The following is a 17,107-nucleotide window of genomic DNA, read 5'->3' as shown; positions in this document are numbered from 1 at the left end:
GGGCGCGCTGGCGAATTCGCTTGACGCGCCCTTAGTGTATGTAAATTTTGGCTAATGTTTGTTTAGCCTTTTGATGAGTTTGCTCATCATTTAACTAGAGTAATGTGATAACTATGTCAAAACGTGATTATTACGAAGTACTTGGCGTTAGCAAAGATGCCAGCGAACGTGACATAAAAAAAGCGTATAAGCGCTTGGCGATGAAGTATCATCCAGACCGTACGGCGGGCGATGCGGATTTAGAAGCTAAGTTTAAAGAAGTAAAAGAAGCTTACGAAGTACTAACTGATAGCCAAAAGCGTCAGATGTATGACCAATACGGCCATGCAGCCTTTGATCAAAATGGTGGTGGCCACGGTGGTTTCGGCGGCGGTCAAGGTGACTTTGGCGACATTTTTGGTGACGTATTCGGTGATATTTTTGGTGGCGGTGGCCGTCGTCAATCTCGCCAACAGCGTGGTGCCGATCTTCGTTACAATATGGACTTAACGCTAGAAGAAGCGGTCCGTGGTAAAGACGTTGAGATCAAAGTACCAACTTGGGTGAGTTGTAGCCCTTGTGACGGCAGTGGTGCAAAAGCAGGCTCTAAGCCAAAAACCTGTACAACCTGTCATGGTGCGGGCCAAGTTCAAATGCGTCAGGGTTTCTTTGCCGTGCAGCAAACTTGTCCAACGTGTCAGGGGACTGGTTCAATTATTTCAGACCCTTGTAACAAGTGTCATGGTCAAGGCCGTGTAGAGAAGACGAAGACATTATCTGTGAAGATCCCTGCAGGAGTTGATACAGGTGACCGCATTCGCTTAACTGGCGAAGGGGAAGCAGGCGCACATGGTGCACCAGCAGGTGATTTATATGTTCAAGTCTCTGTACGTGAGCATCCAATCTTCACGCGCGACGGCAATAACCTGTATTGTGAGGTGCCAATCAGCTTTAGCACAGCGGCCCTTGGCGGTGAGATTGAAGTGCCTACCTTAGATGGCCGTGCGAATTTGAAGATCCCAGCAGAGAGCCAAACGGGTAAGATGTTCCGTATGCGTGGAAAAGGTGTTAAATCTGTGCGTAGTGGTGCCGTTGGCGACTTGATCTGTAAAGTGGTACTAGAAACTCCGGTGAACTTGAATGAACGTCAAAAAGAACTCCTAAAAGAGTTTGAAGAGAGCATGGGCGGTGACAACAGTAAAAATCGCCCTAAAGCACAAGGCTTCTTTGATGGTGTGAAAAAGTTCTTTGATGATTTGACCAAATAAGGTTAATTTATTGAACGTAAAAACGGCGCATTTTATGCGCCGTTTTGGTTTTTACCACTTAGTTAAGCGGCATTAAATAATCATGTTTGCTCTCACACAGACAGGCAATTGTTTGGTTATTTTGGCCCAATAATAACTGCCCTGTTTTACAGCCGAACTGCTCACATTTAGCATCGCACACGCGTGCATCACGCCATGTTTCGTATTCATTTCGCATAAAGTTAAGCAATGCTAACACTACAATCACCTTCAATCCGAAAGACAATGCATTTGGAATCATAAAGCACATCTTCTCATCTCAAGTGGTATATAGACTTTAGTTGAGTGTTGACGTTTGTCGAACTTTAGGTATTTTGGTTGAGCACATAAAAAGGAATGAATCATGACACCTGCAATAAAATTACTTGAAAAGCACAAAATTCAATTCGAAATTCTAAAGTTTGACCACGACCCAGGTGCACAAAACTTTGCCGATGAGGCTGCTGAAAAGCTTAACCTTCTGCCAGAACAAGTATTTAAAACATTGCTCGTTGATGTAGATGGTGTGCTTAATGTCGCTGTGCTACCAGCAACACGGCAGGTTGATTTAAAGGCGTTTGCTAAAGCCTGTAAAGGTAAAAAGGCGAGCCTAGCAGATGCTACAAAAGCACAAAATAGCACTGGCTATTTGATTGGTGGTATAAGTCCATTTGCGCAGAAAAAACGCTTAAATACCTTATTACACAATGATGCGCAGCAGTTTGATAAAATTTATGTGAGTGCTGGAAAACGAGGGTTGGAAGTAGCCGTTGCGCCACGTGATTTGAATGAACTTTGTGCAGCAAAATTTGCTGCGTTTTAATCATCAAACCTGCGGCCTGTTTTTTGTTACGTTTACCATTTTTTTCTATTGATAGCGCTGGACCCTGAACACATTTATTTTCCCATTTTATCCTTCTATTCATTTTGCAAATGATCTATTTAAGCCCAATGTTGCGTAAGTTCACTCTGTGACTACACTCAAATAAAAAAGAATTAACGATTTACACTTAAATTCTAACTGCTCTAACGTGTGCTCACTGGAGGGAAATCAATTGGATTTAAATAAAAAAGTATCGGTACTCGTTGCAAGCCTGATTGTTTCCTCATTGGTAAGTGGCGGGTTGAGCTATATTGGATTTGAAAAACTCGACTCAGCATTAGAATTTGTGAGTGGTCCGGCTTGGGATGCTGCTGATGGTGCAATGGAATCGACCATTGGTGTACAAGGCAAGGTTTTAGCAATTAATAACTATATGACCCATCAGGCTGAACTTGATCCTGCCTATGCAAAAAGACAACTCGATAAGTTAGCGAAAGCAAATGATATGCTCAATGAGGCATATGACAGAATGCTTGCCTCGGGCTTAGTCTCTAAATCTGATGAGCAACAGTTACAGCGCACTCAAGAGCAATTTAAGAATGCGCAGAGCAAATTACTCGCAAGCTACAATGCTTACGCGAAGCAAAGCAATGAGTATCGCAATGTGCTTGCCAGCTTTCAGTCATTTATGACAAGCCTTGAAGAACTTGGTGATGGAGCTGTGGAATATTTAGCACAAAATCCGGATGAGCAATTGTCTTGGCGCAATGGTTTATCCGAACGCTGGGGAGCGGCTGACGGTGGAATGGAAGCTCAGATAGCACTACTTCAAACGCAATATTTTTTCCAAGAATATCTCAGCTCTGGGGGCTCCGAGGTATTTTTAACAGAGTTTAAAAAGGCGCAAAACGACTTTACTTCACTCAGTAGGGAGCTTTCAGCACATCCTTTATTTAAATCACATTCACTGTCGGTGGCAGGTGTGTCGAAAACGTATGCCGAGCACGTCGTAGACTACGAACGAAATTTTAAACAGACGACGGAAGGGTTACAGGCAAAGTGGAAGGTTTATTATGATGACTTTAATCGTTTCAAGTCTGCGTCATCAAATTTTTTAGACACACTAGAATCAGTTGAAGAACAAGCAGATGCTAAAGTTGAAACTGAAGCGCAGACGGTTATCGAGATCGAAAACTTTGTTGCTAACTCGCTTATTTTTTCCCTTCTATTTACCATCATTGTTGCTGTGCTTGTTGGTGCAGGCGTTAATAAGTACATCGTTATCCCAATACGTGACATGGCTCGAAAACTCGATGCTAATGAAAATGATCTAACTATTCGATTAGAACAATCGCAAGATGATGAGATAGGGATGCTTGCTTCGTCAATAAATAATGCCTATGAAAGACAATCAGAATCATTGTCGAAAGTTGAAATGGGTACATATTTGGTTGAATGTCAGTCGATATTACTGGAGCACTCTGCAGAAATTACTTCTGATGAAGTCAATAAACAAGAAGCGGATACGGAACAAAGCGCCGCAGCAATACAGCAAATGGCAACCAGTGTTAGGCATCTGTCTGAGAATGCACAAGCAGCTTCAATCACAGCAAATAAAGCGTTTGAAGCAACACAAGACGGGCATGAGTCTGTGACGGTAACTAAAAAACAGATTCATCAGCTGTTCGATAATATTGCACAAATGTCGCAGGCTATTTCTGAGTTAAATAAAGATACCGAAAGCATTTCGTCGGTTTTAGAAGTGATACGCAGTATCGCAGATCAAACCAACCTGTTGGCTTTAAATGCGGCCATTGAAGCCGCGCGAGCCGGCGAACAAGGGCGAGGATTTGCTGTTGTTGCTGATGAAGTAAGAACACTGGCGTCACGGACTCAAGAATCGACCCAAGAAATTCAATCTACCATAAATAATTTACTCGATAGCTCTAAGAGTGTGGTGGCTGCAATGGAACAAAGCACTAATCAGTCGCAAGAAACGGTGAAAAAAATTGATGAAACGGACCAATTGCTCACGAAAATTTTGAAGTACGTGAATGAAATTAACGATATCAACTCTCAAGTTGCAGCAACAACGGAGCAGCAATCAGCAACCTCAGATCAGATAGCCGTCGGGCTAACTAAAATATCCGATTCCTCCAAAGAAACACTCAATGCAGTTAATTCAGTGATCATGGTGAGTAAAGGATTACGACAGATCTCAACCAATTTAAATGGTCAAGTAAACCAATTTAAATTTTAAAAAGAATATCAGTGCTGGGTTTGAATTAGGCACTTTGTTCATAGTCGACTTTTAGTTAAAGAGTGTAGGTATCAACTGATGAAAAAAAACTTGGTTATCCCACTGTTCACTTTATATCCAGCACTATCTTGTGCGCAGGATGGTGGTGTTTTTTTTACTGCTGATTTGGACTCGTCTTCTGCCAAGTTACAAGACGAGAGTAAGAATATAACTCGCTATAAAATTGATGCGGGCTACGAGTTTGACCTAACAAACCTATTGGGTTGGGAAAGTACGTCTTTAGTTAGTTACAGCTTACGCAGGGGTAAAAATGCCTCGGATTTTGTTGGCGATATACAAAGCTTTAGTAACGTTGATGAAGTTGAATACAGCAAGTTGTACGAAGCGTATGTGGGTATGGAGGTGTTTGAAACCGCCAACATTAAATTTGGCCTAATGGATGCGACAAGTGACTTTGCAGCGCCTTATTATGGTGATGGTTTTATTAATGCTTCCGCGGGGTTCAGCCCAACAATACTGGATATTTCAACTTTTCCAACGCCAAAGTTAGGCATCTATCTCGATAAAACGTTTGATGGAGTCAAACTAAAATTTGCTGCATATTCGGTTGATGAAAATAGAGTGGATATGTCTGAGTCATTTCAAATAGGCGAAATAGAGCTTGCTTATGGAAGTGGAAACTATGTGAGGTTTGGCGGTTGGTACCACACAGCGTTAGAGGACATCAACGGTGAAACAGGCAGCGAAGGAGATGTTTACGCCGTTGTTGATCATGCCATTAGCGACAAACTGAACGGCTTTGTGCAATATGGCCATGCGAATGCGCAATATAGCGAAATAACAACACATTGGGCGCTTGGGATTAATTACCAAGGTATATTTTTCCATGAGGACAATTCTGGCATTGTATTGAGTGACGTAAAAGTACACGACAGCGATACAGAAACCGCGATCGAACTGTATACAGATATAACGATTGGTGACAATTTCTCGATAAAGCCGAGCCTTATTTATATTGCAAATATCGCTGGGGAACAAACTTTGGGTGACGCAAAGATCTTGAATATCAGACTGAGTCTCTCATTTTAGCGTAAGATTTTCACACCTTTAGCTAGACCTCTCAGGAAGACAGAAAAAGCCCCGCAATTTTACAAATTTTGAAACAAATCCTCTCTCTAGTTTTCAAAAAACTGGGATATAATCACGCCAATTTTCAGCTATCCAAGAATCAAATAACCTATTGGCTACCTATGTACGAAAATATTAAAACTCAATTGAACAATCTAAAAAACAATAAAGCGTTTGAGCTTGCTGTTGTAGCAGTGATCATTATCTCAGCGCTGGAAATTGGTGCTAAAACTTTTGCTTTACCCAGTGGCGCGGTTTCTATCACGCATGCTTTAGATGTGTTTATTACGCTGTTCTTTTTGTTCGAAATTTCGGTGAGATTTATCGCGGATGAAAACAAAAAGCGATTTTTCGCTAATGGCTGGAACGTGTTCGATACCTTAGTGGTGGTGATCAGCTTAATTCCCATCAACGATAGTGAAATGGCCTTATTGGCGCGTCTTGTTCGAGTATTCAGGGTGCTTCGAATGGTTTCGGTGGTACCGGAGCTCCGAGTGTTAATAAACTCATTAATGAAAGCTATGCCACAGCTTGGTTATGTGATCCTCTTAATGTTTATCATCTTCTACATTTATGCCGCGATTGGTAGTTTTGTGTTTAAAGACATTAACCCTAAGCTGTGGGGCGATATTGCTATTTCAATGCTTACCCTGTTTAGGATCATGACATTTGAAGATTGGACGGATATTCAGTATGAAACCATGGAAGTGTATCCGATGTCTTGGGTGTTTTATTTAACGTTTATTTTCTTCACTGCATTCGCGTTTTTAAACATGGTGATAGGTATCGTGGTGAATGTGATGGAAGACGAGCGTACCAAGCTTCGCGAAGAAAAAGAAAGCAAACAGCATAAACCGACGATAGAAAGCTTACAGAATGAGATTAGAGAGTTAAAAATGCTTATTCTAGCGCAGCAAAACAATACGGCTAAGGCATCAGATAAGGAGCGTGCGTCTTAGGCAGAAATAGATTTAGAGCTACATTATATGGGGGTAGATAAGATTGCTATTTTTGTAAGGTAGCTCTGTAATCCAACTTATTGTAAGAGGGAGTATTGTGATTGTGAATTTATTGATAATTTAATGTGATTTTTTGTTGTGTTTTTACTGCTGAAGTAATCATGAGTGTTTATTGGTACTCTGAAACAATTGGTTTTTACAAAAAGTAATTAAATTTCAACTAATAAAGGATTATTACAATGAGACATATTAACTCACTAATGTTCGTTCTATTGCTTGTTTCGTCTTTCTCTACGCTTGCAAACTACCTTAAAGTTTGTACCGAATGTAACGGAGGTTATATTAGTCAAGCGCAAGTAGGGTCTAGCGGGATTGGGAAGAAGGTTTATGTGTTAGATGTAAGAAACAAAGTACTGGTTAAATATAAAATCAGAGGCGTTAGAAACGGAGACTTTATTGAGGGCGTTCCGTTCCCAGAAGAAGTTACTCTTGAAGAGCGTAGTAAGGCAAATGCATTTTTTGAAAGCCGAGAGGCGTTTGTCGATGACATAAGCAGGAATCCAACGCTATTGACCGACTTCATCAACGATCTTTCAAGTGACTCAGTTTCTCCAGTAAAGCCTAATTTATCCATTTATCCGGCAATTGAATCTTGCCAAGATAGTGATATGAATCCCTATGAATTTCTTTCTAATTCGTCAATTAGGAGTTCTATATTTAATAAAATGCTTCAGTTTTACCCAACAGGTCAAGCAGCTATAAATAAGTGGAACAGCTTTGTTAGTTTCGCAAGTGTGAATATAGGCGCAATAACTGTTGAGACTTCTTTTTTATCCGTGCCTCAAACGATTAACTTTCCAAGTGGAGGTACGTTAAAAGTAGTCGCTAACCCCTCGGGTAGCACTTTCAAAGTAGTAAATGGGTCAGCATTTGATTGTAATGGAAACAATATTCCTCAAGAAAGGGAACAATTTAGAGGGGATTATAATTTCGGTACGATAAGAGGTATTGATGGTTTTAAAAAATATGGCCAAACTTTTGGTGTTGATTTCGAAGGAAAAATCGAATTTTGCAGTAGTTATTCTACTCGTTGTTTCAGAGTGGGGACGGGACGACATGTTTGCGTGATAAGTAATTGTTAGTTATAAGGATTTAAGTATGTACTTTTTAGTGAATCACCCACTTTCCATAATACTTTTGCTATGTGTGTTTTTTGTAAACTTAATTTTTGCATTTGGTGTCTATTCTCAAGCCATGGATTTAAAAAGAATGGGTACAAGGGTCTTATTCGGAAGTGGCTTTATTTGGTTTATAAGTACTATTTTATTCGGATTGGTATCTGTGTTCGTTTTTTGGTTAGTACACTTGTCAAACTTGAGCAAGCATCATTAATCTCACGTTAATAGCATGACGACAGTGAGGCAAAGGCGCTTGCTGTCGTTTGATAACATCGACCTCTCAGCTATATCAAGCAAGAAACTAACTTTAGTAATTTTGCTTTTATAAGATTGTAAGAAAAGAAAAAACTTAGTTTATTCAGTCCTTCATCAGCAAAAAAGTGCATTTCAGCGTACACGTGTAAGCTTTTAATTTATCAATAAAATTTCTTAATCAAATGAAACTCCAGTAAAAAACTCGTTAAAAATTTCGATAGAGCAATTGATCTATTGTCATTTTTGTGCCGTAATGTAGGTATATCTATCTGGTCGGATGAGTTGATTATGAGTTTAAGAACACAACTAAAGAAAGTATTACCAAGTATCTCAGTAACAGAACAAGAAGCATTAGATGCGGGTGATGTTTGGCTTGAAGGCTCGATTTATCGTGGTCAGCCTGATTTTGATGCCCTAAGAGCGGTACCTGAAGCAAAACTAAATGCTGAAGAGCAAGCGTTTTTAGACGGCCCTGTAAAAGAATTAATGGCGATGATTGACGATTCTGTTATTCAAAACAGCAAGCATCTGCCAGATCATATTTTAGAATTTTTGAAGAAAGAGCGTTTCTTCTCGCTTATCATTCCTAAGTCATTTGGTGGTCGTGAGTTCAGCCCGTACGCTAACTCGACGATTGTTGGCACGATTGCAACTAAATCTTCAGCAGTAGCCGTAACTGTAATGGTGCCTAACTCATTAGGCCCGGGTGAGCTGCTTCTGCATTACGGTACAGAGGAGCAACAAGCTCACTATTTACCTCGTCTGGCTGATGGCCGTGAAATTCCATGTTTTGCACTAACTAGCCCTGAAGCAGGTTCAGATGCGGGCGGCATTCCAGACATCGGTATAGTGACTAAAGGTCAATACAATGGTGAAGAGGTTATTGGTTTAGAAGTAACATGGGACAAACGTTATATCACATTGGCGCCTATTGCTACTGTGCTTGGTTTAGCGTTTAAAGTGGAAGATCCAAACGGTCTACTTGGTGGTAAAGAGCACTTGGGTATTACCTGTGCGCTTATTCCTAAATCACACCCTGGTGTAGAACTTGGTAACCGTCACGACCCTATGGGTATTCGCTTCTACAACGGTACAACTCGCGGTGAAAAAGTGTTTATTCCAATGGACTTCATCATTGGTGGACAAAAGAACATCGGTCGCGGGTGGCAAATGTTGGTGAGCTGTTTAGGCGCAGGTCGCGGTATTTCACTGCCTGCACTGGGTGTTTCAACAGCGCAAGTGGCACTTAAGTCAGCTTCTGAATATGCTGCTGTACGTGAGCAATTTGGTTTATCTATTGGTCAATTTGAAGGTATTCAAGAAAAACTTGCAGACATAGCTGGTAAAACTTATCTTCAAGAAGCAATGCGTGTTTTAACAACTGAAGGTTTGGGCATGGGCTTGAAACCATCAGTAGTGACGGCCATTGCAAAGTACCACATGACTGAAATTGGTCGTGATGTGTTAGATTCGGCTATGGATATTCAAGCTGGTAAGGCAATCCAAAATGGTCCTCAGAATACGCTTGCTAGCGGTTATGTGGCACAGCCTATTGCTATCACGGTAGAAGGCGCGAACATTTTGACTCGTAACCTGATGATCTTCGGTCAAGGTGTGATGCGTTGTCACCCGTACTTGCAGTCTATGGTCGAGTCAATTCATAGCGAAGAAAAAGACGCTGACAAAACGTTTAATAAGATTTTACGTAAAACCGTTGGTTACAGTGTAGCAAACAGCTTACGCGCATTCCGCTTAGGTGTTCTACCGTTTACGGCAGGCAGTAAATCGTCATTACCAGAAGTACAAGCATACGAAAAAGCAGCGCATCAGCTATCTGCTAAATTAGCCGTATACGCTGACTTCTCACTTCTTGTTTTGGGCGGCAAATTGAAGCAGGCTGAAATGCTGTCTGCACGTCTTGGTGATGTGATGAGCTACTTGTACGCGGCTATGGCTTCAATTAAGTATTACGAGCAAAAAGTAGCTGTTGCAGACAGACAAGCTGCGGCGCCTTACTTTCATTATGCGACACGTTGGGCACTTCAAAATGCTGAAGATGCGCTACATAAGTTTTTAGATAACTTCCCAGCGTCTATGACTCGCAAGTTTATGCGCGTGATCACAATGCACTATACCCATAGAATGCCGACTATTAGCGACGACTTGGTACGCGAACTGGCAAAAGCGGCGCAAATGGATACCGCATTTAAAGCGCAGTTAACGCACTTAGTGAAACCTTGTGCTGGCGATGGTCATGACATTAATGAGCAAGCATATAAAGCGAAAATGGCATGTCTAGACCTACTTGCAAAAGTGAAAAAAGCACTACGTAAGAAAGAGATCAAAGCGGGAGTGCGTTTTGCACAAACGCTGGATAATGCATTAGCAGCAAACTTGATTTCAGCACAAGAGTACGCACAACTTATTGATTACAATAAGAAGCGTGAAAAAGCGATCCGTGTTGACGAGTTTGATTTCGCTTTAAACTTGTTGGATGACAATGCTCAGCCTATTGAAAACGTGCAACAAGCGAGCTAGAAAATACTCAACAATGCCTTAAGTGTCAGCTCCATCAGCACTTGGATATCCACGCGAAGCCTCTAAATTTAGAGGCTTTTTTTATGGTTCGTGATAAGGTTTCATAAAAATCTTTTACTTAGCTTTCATGTTATATCACATACTTAACCAGCAATACTTCGACATTATAGATGCAGACTCATGTGTGCGACTGTGGAGTGGCTGTGGTGAAGTACGCAAAATGCGTTTAGATGGGCAAAATCGTGTTGTTAAGTTCGCCCAAGTACCTGAACAGCTAAGTCATCCTCGCATCAAACAATCCAATATCGCGCTTGCGAGAAAGATCAAGTCCTATCAAATTGAATTAGAATTTTATCAGCATCAAGGCCGTGGATTAGATGCAATATGTGCTATCCCAGAACTTTGTTATGGTGTGCAGCAGCAAGGCGCCACATGCTTGGTATTATCGGACTTTACCACCTTGGGTTATGAATCTAGGCTTGAACCTACAATGCGACAGCATCTAGCAATACTTGATTGGTTAGCGAGATTTCATAGTTACTTTTTGTCCCCGCAAGAAACAATTGGTTGGCAGCAGGGGGGTTATTGGCATTTACATACACGCCCAGATGAATGGCAGACAATGGCGAGGGGTGTATTGAAAACTGCAGCACAATCGATAGATCAGCGTTTAACTGATTGTGTTTATAAATGCGTAATCCATGGTGATGCTAAAGCGGCCAATTTTGCACTAAACGAAAAAAATGACGTTTTAGGCTATGATTTTCAATATGTTGGTAACGGAATAGGATTGCAAGATGTGATGCTTTATTTCACTAGTGTACTTGATGAACAAGGCTTGTACGCGCACAGCGAAGCGCTACTGACACATTACTTTTCAAGATTGCGTGTTTACTCAACGGCAAAATTGACCGAGCAACAAGTAATTAACTTAGAGCATTCATGGCGAACTTTATGGCCATTTGTGTGGGCTGACTTTCATCGTTTTTTAATGGGCTGGAAACCCGACCACTTCAAAATTAACCAATATATGCTAGAACAAACGCAATTCGTTTTGAGTAATTTGAGAAACCTATGATTTTTGCATTGATAAGTGCCTTATGCTGGGCTGGATTTGACGCTTGTCGTAAGCAGCTTTCCAAGTCATTTAGTGCGCCGTTTATGTCGGTGATTTTTAGCGCGTTGGTTTTACCGATTTTTGTCTCGATGTGGTTGTTAAGCGACGCTGGTGTTCCGTCAAGCAATTATTACTTAGTTGCTACTTTGAGCGGACTAATGGGCGCAATTGGTAGTGTTGCATTTATTAGGGCATTGTCACTCGGAAAGCTGGCGATTGTTTTACCTATGATGTCATTCACGCCTGTTTTTTCGGCTCTGTTTGCTTGGGTGTGGTTATCTGATCTGCTGAGTGTTTATCAATGTGTGGGGATCATCGGCATCGCGACTAGCTCTTTTTTGGTATTGGGCGGCAGATTTAAGACTAATGAAAAAGGAGTTTGGCAGGCGCTACTTGCCGCTTTTTGTTGGGGGGGCTGTATTGTGCTTGATAAGTTTTGTTTGCAATATAGTTCGAAAGAGTTTCACGCCGCTTATATCTCTTTTATTATTTTGGTTGCGACCACAGTGTTACTGCGTGTAAAGCTGAGTATAGACAAAGTACGAGGCAGAGCCGCTTGGTGGCTGTTGTCAGTGGTGCTTTTGGCATGCGCGTTAATCTTGCAGTTTATTGCCATTACGCAACTTCAACCAGGTATTGTAGAAGGGCTTAAACGCGCTATAGGTATTACTAGTGCGCTTTTAATTGGTGTATTCATGTACAAGGAACAGCTGAGTAAGGAGCAGTTAAGTGGAATTGCATGTGTACTGTTCTTTAGTGCATTGTTAGTGAGATAAAGCGCCCACTAAGTGGGCGCTAATAAGATGTTTATTTACAAGAACCTACACGTTTCCAAACATTGCTGAAGATATCTGGCTGAGCAGCGCGTGACCACCAAATCGCTTCGTACTTGTAGTTTTTGTAAGCCACTTGATCACCGATTTGGTACATTTTTGATTCTGACCATTGTGCGACACCGTCACAACCTGGAGGAGTTACGTCACCCACTTTAACTGATTGAGTTACTGAATTTGACTTGTTACCATCAGTTGCAGTCAAGGTTACTTGGTATGTACCTGCATTTGCATAAGTATGGCTAGGTGACATTTCAGTGCTGCTTGCACCATCGCCAAACTGCCATGAATAACTGCGAGCATCTTTTGATGTGTTGTTAAACTTCACAGATTGACCATTGATGCTGAAACTAAAGCTAGCAACCGGTCCACCTACAGGGTCGCCACTACAACCATTTTGAGCGATATAGTCGTAAGCAGCTTTTGCCTGCACGATACCATAACCATATGAAGTATCACGACCAGCCGCGCCCTTATCTTTCGCAGTATTGTTTAAGATCTTACGAATTTCCGCGTTTGTACAGTTCGGGTAATGACTCCAAACTAATGCTGCAACACCTGATACGTGTGGTGTTGCCATTGAAGTACCGCTAATTGATTTGTATGCATTGTTATTCCACGTTGAGTTAACGCCAACACCTGGTGCTGCGATTTCAACTTGTGCATTGTATTGTGAGAAAGACGCTTTGTTTTCTGAGCTATCGACTGCAGCTACAGAAACAACTGCATCATAAGATGCAGGGTAGCTTAAGCTGCTATTACCACTGTTACCAGCTGCAGCAATGTGTAGCATACCGCGATCATAACTTTGTTGGAATGCGTTACGTTCTGCTGTTGAACTACCACCGCCACCCAAACTCATACTGGTTACGTTTGCGCCAGCGGCTTCACACTGCTCAATCGCTTTGATTAAGTCAGAGCCGTATGCCCAATTACCTTGGTCGTTAAATACTTTAACGATGTGCAGACCAAGCTGACCTGATGGATTAACCCCAACCACCCCCTGACCATTACCACCAATCGCTGCAATTGTACCGGCTACGTGAGTACCGTGGCCGTTACCATCGTTGTACCAGTTACCTGTGTCGTTTGATCCCCAACCATCATCACCAGTAATACCTGTACTTGGTAGATCAGGGTGGTTCAATGTGTAGCCTGTATCCATGATACATACTTTACGATTACCGCTCATGGTATCTGCAAGCTGATTCGCTTGTACCATGGTAATACCGTAAGGTGTTGATTCAGCCATTAAAAAGCGTTTTGGGTCAATCTCAACGTTCGCTACTTGAGGGTTTGCTTTTAGTTCAGCTAATTTCTCAGGCGTGACATTCATAACTACTGCATTAACACTTGGCAGCGTTGTCATTGGGTCTATGCTTAGTTGCTGAGCAAAAGAAGTAAGTGTTTGCTGCTTGTATTTAACAGCTTGTGCCTTACTTACCGAAAGTGGGAATGTATTGATAGCGTTGTCATTTAGGGTGACAATAACTCGTTGTTCTTCATTTGCAGATGCTGTACCACAAAGGGCTGCACCAATACATGCAGAAAGAAGAGACATTTTCACGCTGTTAGAAACCATTTTTTTCATTTTAAGTTACCTTTATTACATGTTGTTAACGTATGTAAATAAAACAGGTAATTTGATCTATGTCAACGGTTTGTTTTTTGACCACTTTAAAGGTTGGATTTTTTTGTCTAAATACTGAGTGGTTCTGGGTGAAAAATGTACAAAAACGTTTTTCCCATAAATTTTGAGTCAAATTTTCATTAAAAAAACATATAAATTCATTTGAGCTGTTTGTTCATGTTGTCCAGTGTGAATGTCGTTGGTGATGGGCTTGTATGTAAACGAGAGAAGTAGCGAAAATCAATTTTATCGATTTTTCCATTGTGTATCGCATTGTACAAAGGTGCGTATTTGGCCTCATAGGCTTTGAAAATGGGGATCTTTCGGTGACCAATGAAATGGCTATTGTCGTTGTAATGCTCGTCTAGATATACCAACAAAAGTGCACCAAGTGTAACGTGTCCGCCAATAGAAGCGTCGAGTAACCGATCTTGTTCTTCGTCCCAATTTATTCCGCCAATATATATGTAATCTCTTAGTGACAGCTCTGTGGCTGCTCGTACCGCGCCTTTGGCCATTGCATCGTTGGCGGCCCAAATCAATTTAGTTTGCGTAAAGCGAGCCAATAAACCTTTGGTAACCGTATAGGCTTCTTGTTCTGACCAATTGGCGTTGACACGTTGTTGGAGTTTTAAATTTGGTGATCGATTGCTGTAACTCAGTAATCCCTGTTCACGCTGTCGAGCGGCGTCTGTGGCTGATTCGCCAAGCAGTGCTAATGCATTGATTGTGGGGTTTTTATTAGACTTTATAATTAAACTATCTAGTTTTTGGATCAGTAAACGACCAGCTTGATGATTGTCGGGTACGAGCGATCCCAAAATACCAAACCCTTTGCTTTTAAGACGGATCAAGGTTTGTTTGTCTGGGGTGTTTAATAAAAATACAATTTTGTCATGGACTTCTTTAGAAGTTAATAAGGCTTGTGATACCGCAGACTTCTCATCTACAAAAATAAGGTAATGGTCCTTTCTGGTTAATGCCTGTTTAACCATATTTTTCATCACAATGTGATTTCTATCTGCGTATAAAGTGGTTAAATCCATGGTTAGATCATCTGCAGCAGCATCCATGAAAGCCGATACATTTTTCCAAAAATTGCCAGTGGGGTTCTCTTGCGAAAAGCCAGGATTCACAAACGTTACTTTGATGGGCTCTGCAGCACTACTTAAAGTGGCTAACAGTAATAATAGGGTCATTAATGACACTTTAATCAACACAAACCTCAGACTGTAGTTTTTAACTAAGTGATTATTATGGCACAAAAAAATAAAAGTGCAGGGCAGGCGTATTTTGAGTCGATAAGCGGTGCTTTTGTATCGAACTCAAAACATCTTTATAATGCAGCCAAGTTTCTGGAGGGGTTATGTATAGAGTTTTATTATTAGCATTTTTATTGGTGTGCGGTGTTGCACAGGCAAAAGAGTCGAGCGATTTAGAAGTAACGATGAAAAATATGGGGCATGCTTTCAAAAGCGCGCTTAAAAGCGAGTCAGAAACTCAAATGCTCGAGCATATTGCGCTATTAAAGCAGTATCTTGCACAAAGCCAAAAGCATCAATTTAAACCTGATTTACATGAAAAATCACTACAAGGCCTCAATAAAGTGCAAATGGTAGTGGAGCAAAGTGAGCAGCTCGCTAAGCAAGGAAAAATGGCTGAAGCAAAACAGCGACTCAAAGAGATTGATATATTGCGAAAAGAGTATCACAAGTTGCACGAGCCACCGAGTATATGGGATCTCATTTTTGGATAGTCAAACTAACGGCGTTTGAACTTAAACATATGTGCACTACTTAAACAGTAATATGAAATTTTTAAATGTTCTGTTTGAATGTTGAGCATCCGTTCATTCTGGGGCTAGCTATTCGGCGCCAGCCTGATATAAATAAGAGGCTTGATTAGAAGAAAGGAGCCGCCATGACGGAGCAAAACGATCAATTAGACAATAGCGTCATTGCGACATTGAAAAATAAAGACCACACAGCATTAAGCGCACAAATCGACGCGCTTACGTGTACGCACATGGATATCATTGAATTGTTAGCACAGTACCAAGCTCTGAGCGAGCAAGATGATGATGAGCGATTTGATGCTTGGTACGATGGCCTCTGTAAAGAGCAATTAAATGTGCTAAAAACATTTGAAGTTATACGTGCTCAATTTGAGCAGCAGTATCAGTAGTTACTTCACAGATAAATCGTATTTAGTCACTAGTGTTTCTATATAACGTTCGCGCAGCGATTGGCTACGTTCATGTTGCGCACTATGACTAAAAGCCCGATTTAAGAGTTTAAGTGCTTGCAGCAAAGCGGGTCTTTGTTCAGCTGTAATACTGCTTGCACTGCGCTCTTCTGTTATTTCATCGACGATTGCTCTGCCTAATTCAATGTGAACTAACTCCTCAATCAAGCCATTTTGGCTAACTACACCATATTTACTGCATAAATATTGTTGCCAAGCACTTTGTACTTGCTCAGCAATATCTTCACTAAAGCGTTCATCCTGACACAGGTAGCCTTGCTGCAGACATTTACTCAATGCGTGTAAATACTGTTGATAAAACAGCTCAAATGCCTGTGCTGAACTTGAGATTTTATGCTTGAGTAAATCTACCCCCCATTGCACACAGCCTCGTGGATAATAATCAGTGAATTCTTCACATTCATAAAGTCCCAAAAAAGAACTGCACTTTATTTGATTTTGAATGCTGTAACTGGGTTTGGGAAATAATCCTATTTGTTGCCACTCATCTAGCTGTTCGCTGTCTATTTTTAGTGCGTGGCAAAGCTCTTCTGTGCGATAGAAATATGTATTTAGATAATTAAGCAAGCTCATAAATGTTACTGGTTAAATATACAGTGTTTGCATTTTGAGTCATGTTTTGAACTTTTACAAGAAAAATTTGAAGGTTAAAGTTTTAACTAAAGAAGGAATAGGCGAGGTTAGCAGTGTGCTTTAGGCTCTAGCTGCATTTCGGCGGATTGCATTTGTACTCGTGTTAGAAGTTGATTCTATTACCTGTGTTTGAGAGATCTTTTAGTATCAACACCCCGTTGTGATCTTAGATAAAGCCATCGGTAATGTGCGATGGATTTTTAAGGTTTAGCCTTTTATCTGG

Annotated in this window: 15 protein-coding genes; 11 read left to right on the top strand and 4 right to left on the bottom strand. The window is 41.0% G+C overall.

Annotation, left to right across the window (positions count from 1 at the left end):
• Nucleotides 1–113 precede the first annotated feature (113 nt).
• The gene (gene dnaJ / locus AC5FX4_RS19340) at nucleotides 114–1,247 is read left to right on the top strand and encodes a molecular chaperone DnaJ (protein WP_493608052.1); all 1,134 of its coding nucleotides are present in this window, start codon (nucleotides 114–116) and stop codon (nucleotides 1,245–1,247) included.
• Between the two features lie 58 nt (nucleotides 1,248–1,305).
• On the opposite strand, the gene AC5FX4_RS19335 is transcribed toward dnaJ, so the two are convergent.
• Nucleotides 1,306–1,485, bottom strand: coding sequence for a hypothetical protein (locus AC5FX4_RS19335; protein ID WP_493608051.1), 180 nt, complete (start codon nucleotides 1,483–1,485; stop codon nucleotides 1,306–1,308).
• Between the two features lie 144 nt (nucleotides 1,486–1,629).
• Between AC5FX4_RS19335 and ybaK the strand changes: the two genes are divergently transcribed.
• The 8 genes from ybaK (at nucleotide 1,630) to AC5FX4_RS19295 (ending at nucleotide 12,299) form a co-directional block, all read left to right on the top strand.
• Nucleotides 1,630–2,088 (top strand): Cys-tRNA(Pro) deacylase, encoded by a 459-nt coding sequence (ybaK, locus tag AC5FX4_RS19330; RefSeq protein ID WP_493608050.1) that lies wholly within the window; start codon nucleotides 1,630–1,632, stop codon nucleotides 2,086–2,088.
• A 232-nt stretch (nucleotides 2,089–2,320) separates the two neighbouring features.
• The gene (locus tag AC5FX4_RS19325; protein WP_493608049.1) at nucleotides 2,321–4,348 is read left to right on the top strand and encodes a methyl-accepting chemotaxis protein; all 2,028 of its coding nucleotides are present in this window, start codon (nucleotides 2,321–2,323) and stop codon (nucleotides 4,346–4,348) included.
• 78 nt (nucleotides 4,349–4,426) lie between these two features.
• Nucleotides 4,427–5,437, top strand: a complete 1,011-nt coding sequence (locus AC5FX4_RS19320; protein WP_493608048.1) for a carbohydrate porin — start codon at nucleotides 4,427–4,429, stop codon at nucleotides 5,435–5,437.
• Nucleotides 5,438–5,598: 161 nt separating this feature from the next.
• Nucleotides 5,599–6,435 carry an ion transporter gene (locus tag AC5FX4_RS19315; RefSeq protein ID WP_493608047.1) on the top strand — a complete coding sequence of 279 codons (837 nt, stop codon included), beginning with the start codon at nucleotides 5,599–5,601 and terminating at the stop codon, nucleotides 6,433–6,435.
• Between the two features lie 239 nt (nucleotides 6,436–6,674).
• Entirely contained in the window at nucleotides 6,675–7,577 is a 903-nt protein-coding gene (locus tag AC5FX4_RS19310; protein ID WP_493608046.1) for a hypothetical protein, read from the top strand.
• 579 nt (nucleotides 7,578–8,156) lie between these two features.
• The gene (locus tag AC5FX4_RS19305) at nucleotides 8,157–10,406 is read left to right on the top strand and encodes an acyl-CoA dehydrogenase (protein WP_493608045.1); all 2,250 of its coding nucleotides are present in this window, start codon (nucleotides 8,157–8,159) and stop codon (nucleotides 10,404–10,406) included.
• Between the two features lie 127 nt (nucleotides 10,407–10,533).
• Nucleotides 10,534–11,484, top strand: coding sequence for a phosphotransferase (locus AC5FX4_RS19300; RefSeq protein WP_493608044.1), 951 nt, complete (start codon nucleotides 10,534–10,536; stop codon nucleotides 11,482–11,484).
• Entirely contained in the window at nucleotides 11,481–12,299 is an 819-nt protein-coding gene (locus AC5FX4_RS19295) for an EamA family transporter (protein ID WP_493608043.1), read from the top strand. The genes AC5FX4_RS19300 and AC5FX4_RS19295 overlap by 4 nt, the downstream gene beginning before the upstream one ends.
• 31 nt (nucleotides 12,300–12,330) lie before the next feature.
• Here AC5FX4_RS19295 and AC5FX4_RS19290 read toward each other — a convergent pair whose 3' ends face one another.
• Both AC5FX4_RS19290 and AC5FX4_RS19285 read right to left on the bottom strand, forming a co-directional pair.
• Nucleotides 12,331–13,947, bottom strand: a complete 1,617-nt coding sequence (locus AC5FX4_RS19290; RefSeq protein WP_493608042.1) for a S8 family serine peptidase — start codon at nucleotides 13,945–13,947, stop codon at nucleotides 12,331–12,333.
• A gap of 197 nt (nucleotides 13,948–14,144) precedes the next feature.
• Nucleotides 14,145–15,185, bottom strand: coding sequence for an ABC transporter substrate-binding protein (locus AC5FX4_RS19285; protein WP_493608041.1), 1,041 nt, complete (start codon nucleotides 15,183–15,185; stop codon nucleotides 14,145–14,147).
• A 167-nt stretch (nucleotides 15,186–15,352) separates the two neighbouring features.
• On the opposite strand from AC5FX4_RS19285, the gene AC5FX4_RS19280 reads away from it, so the two are divergent.
• Nucleotides 15,353–15,742: a cytochrome b562 gene (locus AC5FX4_RS19280; RefSeq protein WP_493608040.1), complete on the top strand. Its 390-nt coding sequence runs from the start codon at nucleotides 15,353–15,355 to the stop codon at nucleotides 15,740–15,742.
• A 164-nt stretch (nucleotides 15,743–15,906) separates the two neighbouring features.
• Nucleotides 15,907–16,170 carry a hypothetical protein gene (locus tag AC5FX4_RS19275; protein ID WP_493608039.1) on the top strand — a complete coding sequence of 88 codons (264 nt, stop codon included), beginning with the start codon at nucleotides 15,907–15,909 and terminating at the stop codon, nucleotides 16,168–16,170.
• Here AC5FX4_RS19275 and AC5FX4_RS19270 read toward each other — a convergent pair whose 3' ends face one another.
• Nucleotides 16,171–16,824, bottom strand: a complete 654-nt coding sequence (locus tag AC5FX4_RS19270; protein ID WP_493608038.1) for a DUF6058 family natural product biosynthesis protein — start codon at nucleotides 16,822–16,824, stop codon at nucleotides 16,171–16,173.
• Nucleotides 16,825–17,107: the final 283 nt, after the last annotated feature.

Source organism: Pseudoalteromonas sp. ATL1 (genome assembly GCF_058933015.1).
The sequence above is the reverse complement of the archived record's forward strand: the minus strand, read 5'-3'. Positions and strand labels throughout refer to the sequence as shown.

Bases quoted from the DNA above. Each gene is read 5' to 3' on its own strand.
- AC5FX4_RS19285 (WP_493608041.1), bottom strand. From the start codon at position 15,185: ATGACCCTATTATTACTGTTAGCCACTTTAAGTAGTGCTGCAGAGCCC.
- AC5FX4_RS19300 (WP_493608044.1), top strand. From the start codon at position 10,534: ATGTTATATCACATACTTAACCAGCAATACTTCGACATTATAGATGCA.
- AC5FX4_RS19305 (WP_493608045.1), top strand. From the start codon at position 8,157: ATGAGTTTAAGAACACAACTAAAGAAAGTATTACCAAGTATCTCAGTA.
- AC5FX4_RS19320 (WP_493608048.1), top strand. From the start codon at position 4,427: ATGAAAAAAAACTTGGTTATCCCACTGTTCACTTTATATCCAGCACTA.
- AC5FX4_RS19280 (WP_493608040.1), top strand. From the start codon at position 15,353: ATGTATAGAGTTTTATTATTAGCATTTTTATTGGTGTGCGGTGTTGCA.
- AC5FX4_RS19295 (WP_493608043.1), top strand. From the start codon at position 11,481: ATGATTTTTGCATTGATAAGTGCCTTATGCTGGGCTGGATTTGACGCT.
- AC5FX4_RS19310 (WP_493608046.1), top strand. From the start codon at position 6,675: ATGAGACATATTAACTCACTAATGTTCGTTCTATTGCTTGTTTCGTCT.
- AC5FX4_RS19270 (WP_493608038.1), bottom strand. From the start codon at position 16,824: ATGAGCTTGCTTAATTATCTAAATACATATTTCTATCGCACAGAAGAG.
- AC5FX4_RS19275 (WP_493608039.1), top strand. From the start codon at position 15,907: ATGACGGAGCAAAACGATCAATTAGACAATAGCGTCATTGCGACATTG.
- ybaK (WP_493608050.1), top strand. From the start codon at position 1,630: ATGACACCTGCAATAAAATTACTTGAAAAGCACAAAATTCAATTCGAA.
- AC5FX4_RS19290 (WP_493608042.1), bottom strand. From the start codon at position 13,947: ATGAAAAAAATGGTTTCTAACAGCGTGAAAATGTCTCTTCTTTCTGCA.
- dnaJ (WP_493608052.1), top strand. From the start codon at position 114: ATGTCAAAACGTGATTATTACGAAGTACTTGGCGTTAGCAAAGATGCC.
- AC5FX4_RS19315 (WP_493608047.1), top strand. From the start codon at position 5,599: ATGTACGAAAATATTAAAACTCAATTGAACAATCTAAAAAACAATAAA.